This is a genomic window from Streptomyces sp. NPDC036815 (assembly GCF_055609205.1).
The window spans coordinates 41,336-57,215 of record NZ_JBVJPW010000011.1; the positions used below are offsets into that span (position 1 = coordinate 41,336).

At 68.2% G+C, this 15,880-nt stretch carries 17 protein-coding genes and 2 pseudogenes; 10 read left to right on the top strand and 9 right to left on the bottom strand.

Annotated features, from left to right (window positions below):
* Nucleotides 1–172 precede the first annotated feature (172 nt).
* Nucleotides 173–853 (bottom strand): hypothetical protein, encoded by a 681-nt coding sequence (locus tag ACZ69I_RS22715; RefSeq protein ID WP_467677387.1) that lies wholly within the window; start codon nt 851–853, stop codon nt 173–175.
* Between the two features lie 626 nt (nt 854–1,479).
* Between ACZ69I_RS22715 and ACZ69I_RS22720 the strand changes: the two genes are divergently transcribed.
* Nucleotides 1,480–2,352, top strand: a complete 873-nt coding sequence (locus ACZ69I_RS22720; RefSeq protein ID WP_467677385.1) for a replication-relaxation family protein — start codon at nt 1,480–1,482, stop codon at nt 2,350–2,352.
* Between the two features lie 202 nt (nt 2,353–2,554).
* Here ACZ69I_RS22720 and ACZ69I_RS22725 read toward each other — a convergent pair whose 3' ends face one another.
* Nucleotides 2,555–2,947, bottom strand: a complete 393-nt coding sequence (locus tag ACZ69I_RS22725) for a hypothetical protein (protein WP_470834203.1) — start codon at nt 2,945–2,947, stop codon at nt 2,555–2,557.
* A 283-nt stretch (nt 2,948–3,230) separates the two neighbouring features.
* Here ACZ69I_RS22725 and ACZ69I_RS22730 point away from each other — a divergent pair, with 283 nt between their 5' ends.
* Nucleotides 3,231–3,872 carry a hypothetical protein gene (locus ACZ69I_RS22730; RefSeq protein ID WP_470834204.1) on the top strand — a complete coding sequence of 214 codons (642 nt, stop codon included), beginning with the start codon at nt 3,231–3,233 and terminating at the stop codon, nt 3,870–3,872.
* Between the two features lie 15 nt (nt 3,873–3,887).
* On the opposite strand, the pseudogene ACZ69I_RS22735 reads toward ACZ69I_RS22730, so the two are convergent.
* Nucleotides 3,888–4,891 (bottom strand): annotated as a pseudogene (locus tag ACZ69I_RS22735) (IS630 family transposase).
* Nucleotides 4,892–5,029: 138 nt separating this feature from the next.
* Here ACZ69I_RS22735 and ACZ69I_RS22740 point away from each other — a divergent pair.
* Both ACZ69I_RS22740 and ACZ69I_RS22745 read left to right on the top strand, forming a co-directional pair.
* The gene (locus tag ACZ69I_RS22740; RefSeq protein WP_470834206.1) at nt 5,030–5,254 is read left to right on the top strand and encodes a hypothetical protein; all 225 of its coding nucleotides are present in this window, start codon (nt 5,030–5,032) and stop codon (nt 5,252–5,254) included.
* Between the two features lie 107 nt (nt 5,255–5,361).
* The gene (locus tag ACZ69I_RS22745; protein WP_467677376.1) at nt 5,362–5,910 is read left to right on the top strand and encodes an HAD domain-containing protein; all 549 of its coding nucleotides are present in this window, start codon (nt 5,362–5,364) and stop codon (nt 5,908–5,910) included.
* 274 nt (nt 5,911–6,184) lie between these two features.
* On the opposite strand, the gene ACZ69I_RS22750 is transcribed toward ACZ69I_RS22745, so the two are convergent.
* The 3 genes and pseudogenes from ACZ69I_RS22750 to ACZ69I_RS22760 form a co-directional block, all read right to left on the bottom strand.
* Nucleotides 6,185–6,973: a class I SAM-dependent methyltransferase gene (locus tag ACZ69I_RS22750; RefSeq protein WP_470834409.1), complete on the bottom strand. Its 789-nt coding sequence runs from the start codon at nt 6,971–6,973 to the stop codon at nt 6,185–6,187.
* 69 nt (nt 6,974–7,042) lie between these two features.
* A pseudogene (locus ACZ69I_RS22755) lies at nt 7,043–7,606 on the bottom strand (ATP-dependent DNA ligase); the annotation flags it as partial.
* Nucleotides 7,607–7,731: 125 nt separating this feature from the next.
* Nucleotides 7,732–8,226 (bottom strand): DUF4231 domain-containing protein, encoded by a 495-nt coding sequence (locus ACZ69I_RS22760; protein ID WP_470834207.1) that lies wholly within the window; start codon nt 8,224–8,226, stop codon nt 7,732–7,734.
* A 48-nt stretch (nt 8,227–8,274) separates the two neighbouring features.
* On the opposite strand from ACZ69I_RS22760, the gene ACZ69I_RS22765 reads away from it, so the two are divergent.
* From ACZ69I_RS22765 to ACZ69I_RS22780, 4 genes are all read left to right on the top strand, one after another.
* Complete coding sequence (locus ACZ69I_RS22765; protein ID WP_470834208.1) at nt 8,275–8,961, top strand: HNH endonuclease family protein; 687 nt, start codon at nt 8,275–8,277, stop codon at nt 8,959–8,961.
* A gap of 36 nt (nt 8,962–8,997) precedes the next feature.
* Complete coding sequence (locus tag ACZ69I_RS22770) at nt 8,998–9,888, top strand: oxidoreductase (protein ID WP_470834210.1); 891 nt, start codon at nt 8,998–9,000, stop codon at nt 9,886–9,888.
* A gap of 35 nt (nt 9,889–9,923) precedes the next feature.
* Complete coding sequence (locus ACZ69I_RS22775) at nt 9,924–10,532, top strand: helix-turn-helix domain-containing protein (protein ID WP_470834411.1); 609 nt, start codon at nt 9,924–9,926, stop codon at nt 10,530–10,532.
* Nucleotides 10,533–11,081: 549 nt separating this feature from the next.
* Nucleotides 11,082–11,594 carry a hypothetical protein gene (locus ACZ69I_RS22780; protein WP_467677368.1) on the top strand — a complete coding sequence of 171 codons (513 nt, stop codon included), beginning with the start codon at nt 11,082–11,084 and terminating at the stop codon, nt 11,592–11,594.
* Here the strand turns inward: ACZ69I_RS22780 and ACZ69I_RS22785 are convergent.
* Nucleotides 11,583–11,828 (bottom strand): hypothetical protein, encoded by a 246-nt coding sequence (locus tag ACZ69I_RS22785; protein WP_467677366.1) that lies wholly within the window; start codon nt 11,826–11,828, stop codon nt 11,583–11,585. The two genes, ACZ69I_RS22780 and ACZ69I_RS22785, sit on opposite strands and share 12 nt — an antisense overlap.
* A gap of 128 nt (nt 11,829–11,956) precedes the next feature.
* On the opposite strand from ACZ69I_RS22785, the gene ACZ69I_RS22790 reads away from it, so the two are divergent.
* Nucleotides 11,957–13,360: a NucA/NucB deoxyribonuclease domain-containing protein gene (locus ACZ69I_RS22790; RefSeq protein ID WP_467677364.1), complete on the top strand. Its 1,404-nt coding sequence runs from the start codon at nt 11,957–11,959 to the stop codon at nt 13,358–13,360.
* A 45-nt stretch (nt 13,361–13,405) separates the two neighbouring features.
* Here the strand turns inward: ACZ69I_RS22790 and ACZ69I_RS22795 are convergent, their stop codons facing one another.
* Nucleotides 13,406–13,867 (bottom strand): hypothetical protein, encoded by a 462-nt coding sequence (locus ACZ69I_RS22795; protein ID WP_470834212.1) that lies wholly within the window; start codon nt 13,865–13,867, stop codon nt 13,406–13,408.
* 291 nt (nt 13,868–14,158) lie between these two features.
* Between ACZ69I_RS22795 and ACZ69I_RS22800 the strand changes: the two genes are divergently transcribed.
* The gene (locus ACZ69I_RS22800; protein ID WP_470834214.1) at nt 14,159–14,359 is read left to right on the top strand and encodes a hypothetical protein; all 201 of its coding nucleotides are present in this window, start codon (nt 14,159–14,161) and stop codon (nt 14,357–14,359) included.
* Nucleotides 14,360–14,625: 266 nt separating this feature from the next.
* Here ACZ69I_RS22800 and ACZ69I_RS22805 read toward each other — a convergent pair whose 3' ends face one another.
* On the bottom strand, nt 14,626–15,180 hold the full coding sequence (locus tag ACZ69I_RS22805) for a hypothetical protein (RefSeq protein ID WP_470834215.1): 555 nt from the start codon (nt 15,178–15,180) through the stop codon (nt 14,626–14,628).
* Nucleotides 15,181–15,880 lie beyond the last annotated feature (700 nt).

The window sequence follows — 15,880 nt, forward strand, 5'->3', positions numbered from 1 at the left end:
GTCCGCAGGGCTCCGTCCCAACGGTCACGTCCCCCTGAGACTCCACCTCCCGGCGCTTTCCAGCGGGTGCCCGAGCCACCCAGGAGGCCCCGGCGGCCGCTCGTGCGCCGAGCACCGCCGGGGCCTCTTCATGCCCGCTCACGGCTCGTCAGACCTGTTGGACCTAATGGGTCTACCGGCCCATGGACGGCCCTCCACGGCCCTGTGAGGGCGGCTGGTGGTGGTAGCTGGCCGACTCCTGGGCCCGGGCCCGGGCCTGCTCGGCGGCCGCGCGCTTCTGCTCGACGATGTGCGCCCGGCGGGCCTTCGTCTCGACGTTGTGGAGCTCGGGGTACTTTGTGGCGATCGTCTTGCGCAGGACCTGCTCGGCCTGCCCGGCCGCCACAGTGGCACGGCTGCTGGTGGCCGCCTCCTTGAACTTGGCGGCCTCCCCCTGCAGACGGGCCAGCGTCTGGGCGTCGCGGCGGTCCAGGCGCATCTCGACGTCCGGCAGCCGCTCGCGCATCGTGGCCAGCCGCTCGATGACGACGTCGAGCTCCTTCGGAGCGGGCTTGTCGGCGCCGAGGTCACGGAACTGCCCGGCGAAGTTGCTCTCGCGCACCAACTTCCACGCCTCCAGCCGGTGGTCGCGGGCGACATTCTGGGCCCGGTTCGCCTCCGTCCACAGCGCCGCGCGCTCGGCGGTCACGGCGCTGATGTCGGCCTCCAGCTGCTTGAGGGTGAACCCGGCGCGACGCCGCTCGAAGAAGCCCACGTCCCGTTTGGGTTCCAGGTACTCGCGCAGGTGGGTGTCCTTCTGCTTGGCGGCCGCGCTCGCATTGAGGGCCCGGGTCACCGCCGGGGGCTTCTCCACGCCTGCTCACGCCCCGTTGGGGCTATTGGACCTTACCGGTTACCGAGCAGCCGAGTCGGCTGTGGTGCCCGTCCTGCGCGGCGCCTGAGATGGAGTTCCGCCTGTGGGCCGTGTGCGGGACGCCGACCTCGCATGACGACGCCGACGTGTCGACGGTGGGGCACTCGGCACTGATCATCTCGGCCTACCGGTGTCTGAGGTGTGCGAGGAACGACACGGCGCGAGCAACCTTCAGCGCGGCCCCGGCGGGTACCTGAGAACCCATCCTTTCTGGGGCCCGTAAGGCAGATCGGCATGCCGCCCAGTGCTCCGATGCGCCCCAGCCTCGCCGCTCCATAGCTTCAGTCAGGCCAAGTCCGCGTCGGCCGCCGCCATCTGCAACTCGGTGGTCGGAGTACGTGCCTGCAGTGGTGACAGCGTGTCTTGTCCGTGACCGTGGCCGGGCCTTGGTGGTCGAGGACCCGGTCGAGGCTCTCGGGTTTCCTCCCCCACAGGCGAGCACGACACCGGTCGGCTCAGATCCTCACGGCCCCTAGTGCACGGCCTGAACAGACGCCCCTCAGCCGAACGAGCGAGCTTTGACAAGCTCTCCTCCGGCCTGGCGCCCTTGTGAAGAAGGGACCCCGATGACCGGTGAACCGCTACGCCACCAAGTGCTGGCGGCGCTCGCCCAGCACCGCATCGCCACCACGAGCCAGCTGCACCAGATGCTCCGTCCCGACGGCACCCGGCAGTTGATCTCCCGAGCCGTGGCCAGATTGCGTGTCGAGGGATTCGTCGACTTCACAGTGCTGCCCAGCACATCCCGGTCACATCCCCGCGCCTGGCACCTCACCGATCAGGGTGGCCACCTCGTCCGGGGCCTGCCCGTCCTCCGGGGGCGCCAGCCCTACACCATCGCTTCGACAGCAGCGGCATCGATGAAAACACCGCACACGCTCACCGTCGTACGGACCCATCTGGTCTTCAGCGCAGAGGCCCGCCGACGCAGCCATGAGCATGGCCCCTGGGACTGGACTCCTGAGGTCTCGCACTCCATCGGCGAGGGCGACCGCCTGGTGGCCGACGCCGTCATGCACTACACCCTCCTCGAAGACGCCCAACGGCGAAAGCTGCGCGCCTTCGTAGAAGTCGACCGCACCACCATGAGCAGCGAGCGCCTGGCCACGAAACTGATCGATTACGCACGGCTCTATCACTACGACGCACAGCCCGCGGGCCACCGCAGAGCACCCGCCGCAGCCGGGCCGGGCTGGCTACGCTGGTATCCGGTCTTCCCACGAGTGCTGTTCGTACTGACCAACGCCTCCCGCACCCGACTGGCCAACCGGATCAGTGATCTGCAAGAGATGGTTGCCCAGCACCCGCTCGTCGCTGCACTGAGCCGCGCAGTCCCACTCGGCGCAGCCATCCTGGAAGACCTCGAGGAGCACGGGCCCGCCAGCAACATATGGGCGCCATTGAGCGGCGGCAGCCCCCGACCCTGGGCCGCCCTGTGAAAACCGGTGGCCGATGATCGTCCTGACTGCGCAACCGCCTTGCAGACACCGTTCGTCGGCTACCAGGCGGACGACCGGTCCAGTGCGGCTACACCGCACTGGTGCTGTCGCGGCGGGCCATGAGCACGGCGCACCTCATCGGCGGTGAGCGTGGAGGGTGAGTAGGAGACCACCTGGCACCGCCCTGTGCCCTCTACGCTGGCTAGGCAGTGAGAAGGTGTGTTGCCTCGCGCAGAATGAAGTCGGCGAGGGAGAGCTGTTCGTACCGATTGGTCGGCGGGGTGTCGACCAAGTCGTCCATGAAGCAGGTGAGGCCGTAGCGGCCTCGTTCCCATTCCGCTGGGGTGAGCGGAGGCGGGCCGACCGCGAGTATCGCTCGGGCCTGTTCACACGTCCAGGAAAGATGGCCCTGGGGGTCCATCAAGGGCAGCCCCTGGGCATAGATGCACAGGACCGTGCCACGACGACGGGCTCTGTCCCACTCGAAGAATTCCGGCACGTCCGCAAGGATGTTTAGGAACAGCTCGGCCAGGCGGCCCTCATGGCGTATCACCTCACGACGGCTGGTGTCCGAGTCCGGCAGGAGGACAGCCACGTCGAGATCACTCGTCGGATTGGCACGACCCCTGGGCAGCCGAGCCTCCCAGCATGGCGCCCAGGGCGTGTGGGAAGTGAGTTGTGACCAAGCGCAGAGCTTGGGCGGCAGGGATTCTTGATCATTCATGGACACTCATCGTGCCAGCCCAGGGATGCCCGCTCCAGAGATCGGGGCCACACCCTGTTCCCTAGTGCTCTGACCGCATACCTTCGCCGGGTTGGGCGGGTGTGGGGCCATTAATGCCAGCTACCTGGCCGAGGCATCCGCCTATGCTCGGCTCGTGCAGCCGCTTTCCGACCGCAGCAATCCGTTGATCACGGCGTTCCCAGCCGAGCTTGCAAGCGATGCCGAGGCAGTCCTGGCGGTGATGCCTGATTCTCGGCTCCAGCCACATACCTCGTTCTCGGTCGCTGTCGAGGGCCAGCAGGTTTTGATCCCCGAGCGCCTCTACAACGACGAGCCGCCAACTGACGCTGTAGCGTCGCTTTCGTCGCGCCAACAACAGCTTCTGCACTGCCTGTACTCAAGGCACTGCGACGGCATGGTCAGACAGCGCCACCTGGAGAAGGTCGTTGGTTCCACGGACCCATGGGTCGTCCCCTTCGTCGTGCAGCTGGTTGGCGAGTACGTCTTGGAGATCCTGGTCGTCATCTGCGATGAGCTCCGTGATCTCGCCACGGCCGGCACCTCCGGCCACCTCGCTTACGGGCAGTTCATCGTGGACAACCCTGCATTCTTCGCGCGCACTCAACGGCGGGTCGTGAGCTACTGGAGCTGCTACTACCGGGGCACCTACGCGAGTTTTCGGGGCTACCCGGGGTGCGCGATTCTCGACCTCCTACGGTCCGCTGCCTCCGACAGAGCAGGACATCCCTGGCCCAACCTCGCTCCAGTCGGCGCGAGGGTGGACGGCTACTGCTAGGACCCGCCGGGCTGGTCAAGCGGCATTGGCGAGGGGACGTCCGCCCCAACGGATGCCCTTCTCTCTGCGGATGCGAGCGCGCTCGCGGCGCTGGGCTGCCAGCACGTCCGGGTGACGGGCATTCGCGTTGCGCCAGCGCAGATAGGCGTGCAGGGCCCGGGTCTGCACAGTGTGGTTGCAGTGGTTGGAGTTGGCGATGGTGAACTGCCGCAGCGGCCCGAAGTGCGCCTCGATTGGGTTGGCCCAGGACGCGTACGTCGGCGTGAAGCACAGCTCGACGCGGTTCTTCTTCGCCCAGCGGCGGATCGTCTCGCCCTTGTGGGCGGACAGGTTGTCCAGGATGACGTAGATGGGGGCGCCGTCCGGTCGGGCGGCCCGGACCGACCTGAGCGCGGCCAGCGTGTTCGCGGCGCCCTTCTTCCGGCGGTTGACGCCCCAGAGCGTGTCGTCGCCGACCGAATAGCAGCCGTGGAAGTACCTGACGCCGTGCGTGCGGTGGTAGGTCGCCGGGTGCCGCTCGGGGTGACTGGCGGGGGCCCAGCCCGCACCGCCGGTGGGGCGGATGCCGAGCGGGCCGAACTCGTCGAACGCGAAGACCCGGTCCGGGAAGCGGTCCAGGACCTCCTCGATCCGGTCCAGCTTTGCCTCGCGGTCGGGGTCCGGGGACTCCTTCCACGTCTTGGTGCGCTGGAAGGTGATGCCGCGGCGGGTGAGCAGACGGCGTAACGCATCGCGGCTGATGCGGATGACCCGCCCATGGACTTTCCGCAGGTAGTCCAGCAGTTTGCGGATGGACCAGCGGGTGAAGGGCTGGCCGAGCTTGGTCCGACGGGTGGTGGCCGTCTGGACGATGAAGTCCTCGTCGTCAGGACTGAGCAGGCGGGGACGGCCTCCCGCCCACCGAGGGTCCAGACAGGCCAGGCCGATCTCGTTGAACCGGTGCTGCCCCGGCGCACGATCTGCTGCAGTTTCTGCCCCTCCTGGTCGGTCAACCTGCGCACGCGAACAGGCTCAGCCACCGCACCCCCAGCACTCGGATCGGACCTCACCGCACATCCAATCGCCCCGACCACCAACCCGGCGAACCAATATGGTCAGAGCACTAGTTCAGAGAAGCCTGTGTCAGATGTCCCCTACTTCTCGTTGCCCCGGCCCCGTTGCCTCGTCTTCAGAAGATCCACGCCAACCGCATCGACGGCCTCCAGGAGGCCAAGGACCAGGGCTGGCTCGGCGAGGTCGCCGCCATCGAGCCCACCGTGGCCGCCGCCGCGCAGAAGCTGGAGGAAATGCGCGACCGTGCAGCGCAGCCCTCCACCGTTCATCTCGGCATGCCCGACTTCCGCCGCGACGCCGGACGAAGCAGCGCCGGGTTCAAAAGCTGATCTCCGACAGGAACCCGCTCTTCAGCTCGCGAAGGACGGGCCCGCTGCCGCTTGGCGATCCTGCTCATCGACTCGGGACTATCACGTCGAGCCGCTATCGTGCGGCAGTGACCGGTTCTGCGCAGCCTCCACTGCTCTTCCTCGATGTCGACGGACCTCTCATTCCCTTCGGAGCGACGCCGCAGCAGTACCCAAACGGCTATCCGACCTACCCGGTCCCCGAACCGCAGGGGACCAACGGGAATCCGTTGCTGGCCAGGATCAATCCAGGGCACGGGCCCCGGTTGGCGGCGCTGCCGTGCGATCTGGTCTGGGCCACGACATGGATGGCCGATGCGAACGAACACATAGCTCCGCGGATTGGCCTGCCGCAGTTGGCAGTTGTGCTTTGGCCGGAGTCGCCCGACCAAGAAGAGCAGGACGAGCGAGACGGACTGCACTGGAAGACCCGCGCCCTCGTCGACTGGGCTGCCGGACGCTCATTCACATGGGTCGACGATGAGATCACCGACACCGATCGCGCCTGGGTATCCGCGCACCATCCAGGACATGCTCTGCTCCATCGCGTCGACCCCCGCCTGGGCCTCACCGAATCGGACTTCGTCACCCTCGACGATTGGTTGCACAGGACTCATCCTGGGCCGCGATCACGCTGATGACCAGGCGCATCACCCGCCGGCCCTCCCGCAGGAGCGGACAGCCCACATCCCGCGAGGCCAACCGGCACTGATCGTTCTCAAGTTCACGGTCGGCAACACCACCCGGACCGACCCAGGCTCCCGGCCGGGAGCCCACTTCCCCACGAACTCCCTTGATCCCGCAGACAGTTCAGCCTTGGAGCCGCCACACGGCTCTATAAGCGAGCGTTGAGACCAGTCGGCAGGTGAGTTCTGACTCAAGTGACGGGTGATGATTGGGAGTACCCGGGTGCTACTCAGCCTGCAGGACGAAGAACAGAAAGCACAAGAAGCGCGGCTTGGCCGCGATGGCTTCGGGGAACAGCTCACGGGCGGCTGGATCCGGCTCCGGCTCGCTGATGACCGTTATCCGGAAACCGGCCCCGGTGAACGCCTCGATCATCGCGTGCAGCGGCCTGTGCCAGATACTCATCAGCGCGGTCTGGCCGCCCATGGTCCACTCGTCGGTCCAGTTGGTGGTGTCGAAATAGTCGTACTCGGCCTCGCGGCCGGCCTGGCGGTGCATGAGGTTGATGGCAAAGGGATGGTCGACAGACGCGATCAGCCGACCGCCGGGCTTGAGTACGCGTCGCAGCTCAGCCAGCGTCGGACCCCAGTCCTCCAGGTAGTGCAGCACCAGAGACGCGACTACATCGTCGAACGTGTCATCAGAGTACGGAAGCGGGCTGCCCAGGTCGACCACCTGCAGGTCAACACCGTCGCCGTGCCGTCGCCGTGCCAGCTCCAGCATCCCGGCACTCGCGTCGAAGCCGCTCACGATGGCGCCACGGTTACGCAGCACCCCGAGCAGAGGCCCGGAGCCGCAGCCGGCATCAAGGATCCGCCGACCGGTCACATCTCCGGCAAGGGCCAGCATCGCGGGCCGCTCGTAGTAGGCATTGATGAGGTTGGCTTCATTTTCGGCCGTGTACGCCTCGGCGAAGCTGTTGTAGTCGTTGGCCTTTGGTGGATCTACAGTCACCGCGGACGGCGAGGTGAGCCCGGTGGAGCTCGCGTGCTCTTGGTGCTCGTCGGAGATCATGATGCGGGAGACGTGTGCTGCATCAGTTCGGTTCCTGTCTGCTCCTGACCGTCCTCGCCAGGTCCGCTGGCCTGGCCGGTACCGCTCGTCCAGACGTTTGAAGCAGAGGCCCTCCATGCCCACGGCCGACCACGAAAGCCACTCCGTGGCCTGCTGCAGGTCGGTGGTCGACGGACACAGCGCGAAGGCTGGCCCCAGCGCGTGGTCGGCGAAGAGGCGTTCCAGGGCGGCCCGGCGCACGGTATACGGCTGGGAGGCCAGGTCCTCCCCTTGTCGCAGGAGGTCGAAGGCGACGAAGTGCGCCGGCCAGGCCATAGCGTTGCGGGTAGCCGCGGCCGCCGTGCGGTTCAGACGGCCCTGCAGGCGCTCGAAGGCCAGCCGGCCGTCCTCCCACACCACCAGCTCCCCATCGAGCGCAATGTCGCCGGGCAGCACCGCGGCGGCCGAAACGATCTCGGGGAACGCAGCCGTCATCAGGGTCCCGCGGCGCGAGCGCAGTACCACCCGACCATCGGCGTACCGCGCCAATAGTGCTCTGTAGCCATCCCACTTGGGCTCCGCGGCCCACCCGGGCGGCAACAGCGGATCGGGCACGGCGACGGCGAGCATGGGATCGGGCAACGTCCAGGACATGACCAAGCTCTTCCCCGCCAGGACAGAACGCGGGGCGGGTCACCCGATCAGCCGTCGCCGACCGCGGCGGCCGGGACGCATCCCTCTCCTGCGTCGGGGAACACGCAGCGCCGTGCCCGGTGCGATCACGCCGCAGGCAATCCCAGTGCCGCAGCCTGGTCCGCAGGCTGGTCGAGTTGCTGCTCCCGGCGCCGCTGCTCACTGCGCAGCGTCTCCACACGCTGAGTGAACTTGGCGAGCGCTTCGTCCTCCTGGTCCTCGGTGAAGTGGCTGTAGTCACCGATGCCGAGCAGCACGGCGTTGAGCTCCTCCTCGATGGCGTCCGTTGTCTGCCGCGGGAAATAGCTGCGTTCGCGGTACTTGTAGTAGCCGGTGAAGGCGGACGCGAGGGTTACGTTGAACCCCAGGACGACGATGGACACGCTCTGCCAGGTCCACTCCTGCTGGCTCAGCGCGGCGATCGTCGTTACCGCGGTGGAACCCATCATGATCAGAGACTGAAGGCTGTTGTGGACCCGTCGATAGTGACGGCTTTGCCGTCCGTACTGGGCGACCACCTCGGCCGGCCGCCCGCCGAGACGTTTCCTCGGTATGACTGATCCCTCCATGCGGGTGATCACAGACTGCTTCGCCCACCCCCGCCAGCCCAGCAGGGCTATCACCGGTCCATGACCAAAACCATGCTGCGCGGCCTCACCGCTGCGCTTCTCGCCCTTCCCGCCCTCGCCGCGGCACCCGCCCCCTCCGCGCCGGCCGCACCCGAGCCGCACCGCTTGTCCCTGGCCAAGGCCATCGACAAGCTGCCGCGCGCCACGGAATCCCGCGAGGGCTATATCCGCACGAGCTTCAAGCATTGGGTGGACGCCGACCACGACAGCTGCAGCACCCGCGCCGAGGTCCTCATCGCTGAGTCCCGCACGAAGCCGGCGGTCGAGGGCGCCTGCAAGGTCACCCAGGGGAGGTGGTACTCGTACTACGACGGGAAGACCCTCACCGAGCCACGCGCGCTGGACATCGACCATGTGGTGCCGCTCGCCGAGGCCTGGGACTCCGGCGCCTCGACATGGACGTCCAAGCACCGCCAGGACTACGCCAACGACCTCACCGCCGACCGCTCGCTGGTCGCGGTCACCGCCAAGAGCAACCGGGCCAAAGCCGATAAGGACCCCGCTCAGTGGCTGCCGCCGCTCGCGGACGCGCGCTGCACCTACGCAGCAGACTGGACCGCCACCAAACTCCGCTGGAGCCTGACCGCGAACAAAGCCGAAGTCACCGCCCTGGAGAAGCTCGCCGAAGAGTGCGGCCGGCAGGAGGTTGAGTACGTGAAGGCCCCGGCGGACACCACCGCGGCATAGATGGCGTCAGGTGGGCGGGCCACACCCCTCATAGCGGTGAACCCGCCCACCCTGGCACTGCGCCCACGCCGGATCGTCCAGCAGCTACTCCACATCCGGCAGGCGGGACCCGCGCTCGCCGCCGACCTCGAGCGGATCGCCTCCACCAACCTGCTGCGCCGCACCACCGCCACCGCCGTCGCGGTGTCCGCCGACTACGCACACGCCTTCGTCCGCCTCGCCGACGGCACCGAGCACACCGCGGTCGCCGCCATCATCGCCACCGGCGTCACCACCCTCCCCCCCGCCGATACCCCCTGGATCACCGCACCCGACGGCTTCTGGCCTGACCCGCTGTGGCGCACCGGTCCCGACCAGATGAGCGGCGTGACGTGGGTGCTCGGCGCGGACCGGCCGCTGGGCACCTGGCTGCGCGCCCACCCGACCGTCGCCCGCACCATCAGCGTCCTGTGCCCACCAGAGGACGACTACAAAGCCACCGAGATCGCCGAGGACCCGCGCGTGAACCTCGTGCGGTGCAGCGCCGTCCCCATCACCCCTGCACCCACCAGCGGCTGGATCCTCGACGTCGACCACCGCGGCGGCGAGCAGCGGCAGTACATCGCCGGCACCGTCCTCGGAAACCTCGTCAACCGGCCCGCCGCCCTCGACGACCTCGCCCAGGCCACGGACGGCTACTGCCCGCCCGACGAGCAGCACCCACGGATCTGGACCGCCGGGGATCTGCGCTCAGCCCGCTTCCAGCGCATCGTCACTGCCCATGGGCTCCGGCGCCGAGGCCGCGCTCGCCCGCTACTACGACACGGCGCTCATCGGCGCCTGACACCGTGGGGACGAAGGTCTGCAATTCGTAGACTTCCTGCATGTCGCATCGAGGGCCCCGCGCGGTCGAGATCACGCTTTCAGACGATGAGCGCGCCGAGCTAGCTCGCTGGGCGAAGGCAGCGCTCCCGCGGGCGGCCATGCGGGCCCGAATCATCCTGGCCTGTGCCGACGGAGCGTCAAACGCCAGCGTAGCCGCGCATTTGGGTCACGCCACGACCACGGTGAGGATGTGGCGTTCCCGCTTCGCCGACCAGCGGATTCCCGGTCTGGTCGGCCGGGACGGCAACCTGATTCGGATTGAGGACGGGCGGGCGCCGCGATCTGCCTTGGTGCTGTCGGACTACGAGCGTGCGGTGCTCGGCAAGTGGGCTCGGGCTCAATCCACATCTTTGGCGTTGAGAGCAAAGATCGTGCTGGCGTGTGCCGAAATCGAGCCATCGAGATGGGCACGGTCGGGCCATTCGGTGGCCCAGCACCTCAAGGTGAGCAGTAACACGGTGTCCAAGTGGCGAGCCCGGTTCGTCGCCGACCGGCTGGACGGGCTGACGGATCTTCCCCGAGGCGGCCGGATGCGCACGGTCACCGACGAGCAGGTGGCCGAATTGGTACGGCTCACCCTGGAGACGAAGCCTGCGAACGCCGCCCGCTGGTCGACCCGCTCGATGGCCCGCAGGGCTGGAATGTCGCAGTCGACAGTGGCAAGGGTCTGGCGGGTGACGGGTCTCAAGCCGCATCATTCCGAGTAACCCCGCCCTTGCCGGAGCCATGCAGCAGGCCCTGCTCGACGTCGACCGGGACTTCCAAGACTGACAGACAGGTATTCGCGGCGGTGCCCAGAATCAGCGACATCCGTGCGCTGCGGTTGGGCGCGTACAACGTCGCCGACCAGCTGGGCTAGATGCTCCCTGCCGGGCGCAGAACTGTGCCTGGCATCCGGCAGCCCCCTCAGCACCGTGCCAGCTGAGCGGCGACCTCGCGCAGCGCAGCGGTGGTGAGCGCAATGCCCCCGGCAATCGCTTCCGCGTTGTCGCGCAGCTCGTAGACGGTATCGAGCTTCCGCTCCCGGCCCACGCTCCTGTGTAGGACCTGGTTGAGCGCCCGCTGCACGGCAGTCCGGGCCCGAGTGGTCGCGGCCGCCTGGTCCTCGACGCGGCGCAGCTCCTGGGCGAGCCCCGCACCGAGCTCGCGGCAGGCGTCAGCACGGGGTTCAGCGCAACCGGCCGCGCGCCGATACCCGGAAGGTGACCAACGAACGATGCCGATGCCCTGAGTTCAACTGTCCGCCCTGGTGCAGCATGCAAGCGGCGCCCGAGGACCACCCCGGCGCGGAGGGGACGGACGTGACCCAGGTGCTGCACATGGGCCCCATGGCCGGCCCGTCTCTGCCGCACCACAGCCTGGTGCGCAACGTCGGGTTCGAGATGAACCTCTACGCGTACACGCTGCCGGACGGCAGACCGGGCCGGCCCTTCGTCCGGCTCGCGGACAACGACGCCGAGGGTGACACCTTCGACACCCACAAGGTGCAGGAACTGGAGGCCTACCGGGACGCGCTCATCACGTCCCTGGCCGAACTGACGGGTTTCCTGCAGGAGATCCACGCCTGGGACTGGAAAGCGACCGATACCAGCCGGGCCTGGGACGAGCAGGCCCGGCGGCATCGGCCCTGCCTGTCCAAGGCGGGCCGGGAGGGCCAGTGCGCCGCGTGTGACCCTGCTGGCAGCACGGTGGGCGAGCGGCTGTGGATCGAGCTGCTGGGCTCCGCGGAGCCGTCAGGGCGCAAGGGCTGGCGCCCTTCAGGCTCCTGAGGGCGGGAACAGGTCCTCCCGCAGGCGTACGAACCGCACTGTGCGGTGCCGCGTCGTCCCCACCGCGACCTCGGTGGTGCCGCGGTGGCGCCCGCCCAACAGCGGCTCTCCCAACGAGCCGGCGAGGGCTCGGCCCACCGAAGGGCGCTGGGTGGCGGGGAGTTGGCTGGTCTCGGCCTCCGTGCCGTCCGCCAGCCGGACCGTGACGTGCGTGGGCCTGGCGGTCGGGCCCACGATGTCTCAGCCAGCTGCGGTGAAGATCGCGTCATGTTCTCCACTGCGTGACGGTTTGCGATCAACAGTTCTGTAGATCTTGTAAGGATTCGGGGCAGCACACTCCAAGCCGAACCGAGGAGCACCCCGTGACAAAACCGTGGCTGGCTATGGCCTGCCGTGGCGCCCTGGCGGCCTTACTCACCGCCGCCGCCCTGCCCGCGGCAGCAGCCCCCGCCGGCGCTGACGACGCCCCCGCGCTGAGCGTGCAGACCCACGCAGTCCCCCTGGGCTCCCTTAAGCCCGCCCTTGAGGAACTGCGGCAGAAGGGGTCACTGGACAGGCAGGCACAGACCTCGCTCACCGCCGCTGAGACCGTGGGCCCCGCGGCAGCGTATGCGCAACTCGAACAGGAACTCTCCGCCACACCCCGGCCTCCTGCACCGGCCCGGCCGCTGCACTCGCCGCGGGCCGCAGGAGACGCCACCTACCCCGAACCGCCACGCAAGATGTCGCTCGATGAATGCCGCAACGGCCTTGGCAGCAGCAAGAAGTTCTACGTCAAGTCCAGGTTCGCGGTGTGCACCGGCACCTCGTTCATCCAGACCTGGGTGCAGAACGGCCGTCCCAAGGGGGAAAGCTGGTTCAACCTGCGGATCGTGGGCACCGTCGCCAAGAACAGCCGGAAGATCGACTATGAGTTCCACTTTAGCGAGATGGGCAAGACCGGAGCCGTTCCCGCCGACGCCCTGAAGATCTCCGTGAAACCGGAAATCAAAACGAGCTGGCCCTCCCGCGCCCGCTACACCTACGGCGGGACCATGCCCGGCACGAAAACCTTCGCCGAGGCCAAGCGCCAAAAGTCCTTCACCCACACCGTCACCGCCAAAGCCGGCCAAGGCGACGCCCTTGACACGATCTTCGCCGTCTACGAGCCCATCGTCGGCGTCACACCACCCGCCCCATGGACGCTGAGCCCCCCGACGAGCACGAAGATGTTCCTGCTCGCCCCCCGGTGGGACGCAGCCAAGTACCTGGCGAACTCCACCGGCTCCGGCAATCCCGACAAGGCCGGAGCCGCCACGTTCAGCTACATCGTCCCGATGATCTACCACACCAGGGACGGGGCGGTAGAGCAGCAAGTCGCCAAGCACATCAAGAAGGCCTTCACCGACCCCGAAAACACCAACCCCTACATGTCGGCGAAGAAGGTCCCCGGGCAGATACCCAGCGCGCCCCTGCACCGGACACGGCACAAGGACCGCAGCGATGCCAACGGCAAAGCCGCCATCAAGCAGTGCAAGAGGTACTGGGGCGACAACTACTCACAGGGCGGCACACGAGAGTGCGACGAGTACCCCTTCAGGTCCACCCTGGAAGGCGCCGCCGAACACGACTTCGACCCGGACGCCAAGAAGTTCAACTTCTCGGTCAAGCCCGTAAAAGCTGCTGACAACGGGAAGGCCGGGCTACTGCTGAAGAGCTTCTACGCGAAGAACAGAATGCTCGCCGACACCGAGGACGACGCCTTCCTCGTCAAGATCACGAACTGACGGATGCCGGGGCGGCCACTGCGAACGGCCGCCCCGGCCCCCGAATCAGCCGGCGGGAAAGAACTGCACCAGATACCACTCGACCCCGACCACAGGCAACTCGGACTCCCGCAGCGCAGCCACCGCAGCACGCCCCGCGCTGTGTACACGAACCCGCCACGGGCCCTTCCGCCCAAGCTCAACCAGATCGTCGGTACGCCCCAACGCCGGCGTCCACACCGCGACATCGCCGCTCAGCGACTCAAACCCCGCCTCACCCTGCGCATCCCACACCGAGCCGTCCTCCGCGGGCGGGGTCTCGCCCCACACCTGCACCGTCACCGCCGCAGTATGCGTGTTACCGGCACTGCACACATCCACTCGGCCAGGAAACGCATTCACAAACACATCCGAATTGAACGCATCCGGAAACTCGACCGGAAGCTCCGCATCCCAAGACTCCACAAACGCGAACGCGTAAGAGTCCACAAACACATCAAGCCGCTGCTCCTGCACCAGCCCAGCCACGAAGGTCACTCCCACCCGACACCCGAATCATCCGGACAACAACGACGATCCTATCGACGCGCCCCCACCCCACACCGACGACCTCGGCGCCCCGGCCGGCCGCGGACCACTCCGGCCCGAGAGCTTCGCGCTGCGTGGGCTACTCCTCGATCAGCCGCCGCAAGGCCCGCGTCGCCTCGTCCACACCCACCCGCACCCGCCACACCCCGGCCCGCGTCGCCGGGCCCCGGACAGCTGCCAATCCCCACGAAACGATCACGCTGCAGGCGCTCACGCAGCGCACTGCCTCGCATGAGCGAACTCGCCATCGACACCGGCGACGGCGGCCGGTTCATCGACCTGCGCCGGGAACCCGACGCCGCCGACCCGTCCTGCGGGACGCCGGCGCCCCGAGGCGCCCGCGCGGCGGGCGCCGCGTCGGGACCCGCCTCGTCGACCGCGGCCTGTGCCATGTCGACGGCTTCGCGCTCGCGACCGTTGTTCGACCACTGATAAGCGAGACTGCCCGCCAGGTTCCCCACCAGTGTCAGATCATCGGCCTGCCGCACCGAGCCCTAGCTGATAGGCGTGCTCCGCGTCGTCGAGGCGGCCCCATCCCCGCGGGCGCGGGGAGCACCGAAGACTCCGCGCGCCGGACCATGCCCCACAGGGACCATCCCCGCGGGCGCGGGGAGCACCCGGGCAGCACCGTTGCCCCGCTGTTCGTCATGGGACCATCCCCGCGCCCGCGGGGGTGGTCCCGCACAGGTGGGTTGGGTTCAGGGTCGAGGCCTGTCGGGCCAGGCGCTGGCGACGGGTCCGGCGCCATAGGCGTGTTCCGCTGTGGGGTGGTTGAGGCGGGTCTGGAGCTGAGCGAGGAGGCTGGCTCGCTCAGCGGGTCCGTAGGTGACCCGCTGCCCGGTCGCTGCGTCAAAGGTCAACAATTCGCTGTTGGGTGCGGTACACATCAAGGCTCGTTCGATGGCGGGCAGTCCCAGCCGGATGGCGTCGCAGGTGCCGAAGCGGCTCAGGGTGAGGAGATCGTGGGTGACCTGCTCCCAGTCGCCGACGGCCGGCCACCCAGCCCCGCCATCCAGTTCATGGGTGAGGGTGGCCAGCGGCACGATCTCGCGGGTCCCACGGCGGCCGTTGTTGAGGAGGCGGTGCATGCGGTCACCGTCGGGCTGCTGCACCCGGCTGTGGAGCAGGATTGCGGCTTCCACGATGGTGGTGTTGATCTCGCGCAGTCCGTGTGGCGGGAAGTAGGGCTCGTGGGCGAACAGGAAGTACGGCGCGGCTTCCGCGCTCGGAAGGCTGCCGGAACGGTTCGTCATGGCATGGGCTCCTCTGCGATGTGTTGGCTGGCGGCGGAAGGGGCCAGGGCGCGAGGGGCGGGGAGTGGTGCATGGCCTGAGCAAATCCGGCGGCCTCTACCGGTTCGCCGACCAGCGAGCCCCGACCAGGATCACGACGGCATCACAACGGGCGGGGTTCGTGGTGGCCGGGTTCTACTGGCCCCGCTCTACGTCTCCCGAGGGGACTGTCCATGGGGCGGGCGGCGGCGGTGAGCAGTGTTCTTGCGGTCCGCGGCCGGCGGGTTGCAGTGCCGTAGAGGGTGCGCCGTCATGTGGTGCACTACGGCGGTGCGTGCTGAGTCCTCTCCGCTGTCGCCTGGTGGTCGGCCCGGCCACACGTGCTGGCGCCCCCAACCACCATCTGATCGACCCCGGCCACCGCTGGTCGCAGGGGGTGCGCAGCTCTCACTGTGATCTGGCGCCCCTGGCCGTAGTGGTGGCGCGTGTACGCAAACGGTGTGGGCGCTCCCCGGGGGGCCGGGGCGCAGATTCCGCTGGCGCTGTGCCGCTCGGCGCTGCCGTGATGCGGGGTCTGCCCCTGGGCCGTATTGCTGCGCGGCAGAGGGCGGGGTGAGGTGCCGCTGGCGTGCTGGCCTGTATCGGTGGGGTGGTAGCTGCTCCCACGGGCCGGCCACGGATTCGTGACCGGTTCGACGCTGTGGTCGGGGCTGCGTGGTCG

Coding starts and splice junctions, on each gene's coding strand:
- ACZ69I_RS22720 (WP_467677385.1), top strand. CDS start 1,480: ATGACCGGTGAACCGCTACGCCACCAAGTGCTGGCGGCGCTCGCCCAG.
- ACZ69I_RS22750 (WP_470834409.1), bottom strand. CDS start 6,973: ATGATCTCCGACGAGCACCAAGAGCACGCGAGCTCCACCGGGCTCACC.
- ACZ69I_RS22765 (WP_470834208.1), top strand. CDS start 8,275: ATGACCAAAACCATGCTGCGCGGCCTCACCGCTGCGCTTCTCGCCCTT.
- ACZ69I_RS22775 (WP_470834411.1), top strand. CDS start 9,924: ATGCGGGCCCGAATCATCCTGGCCTGTGCCGACGGAGCGTCAAACGCC.
- ACZ69I_RS22780 (WP_467677368.1), top strand. CDS start 11,082: ATGCAAGCGGCGCCCGAGGACCACCCCGGCGCGGAGGGGACGGACGTG.
- ACZ69I_RS22800 (WP_470834214.1), top strand. CDS start 14,159: ATGAGCGAACTCGCCATCGACACCGGCGACGGCGGCCGGTTCATCGAC.
- ACZ69I_RS22805 (WP_470834215.1), bottom strand. CDS start 15,180: ATGACGAACCGTTCCGGCAGCCTTCCGAGCGCGGAAGCCGCGCCGTAC.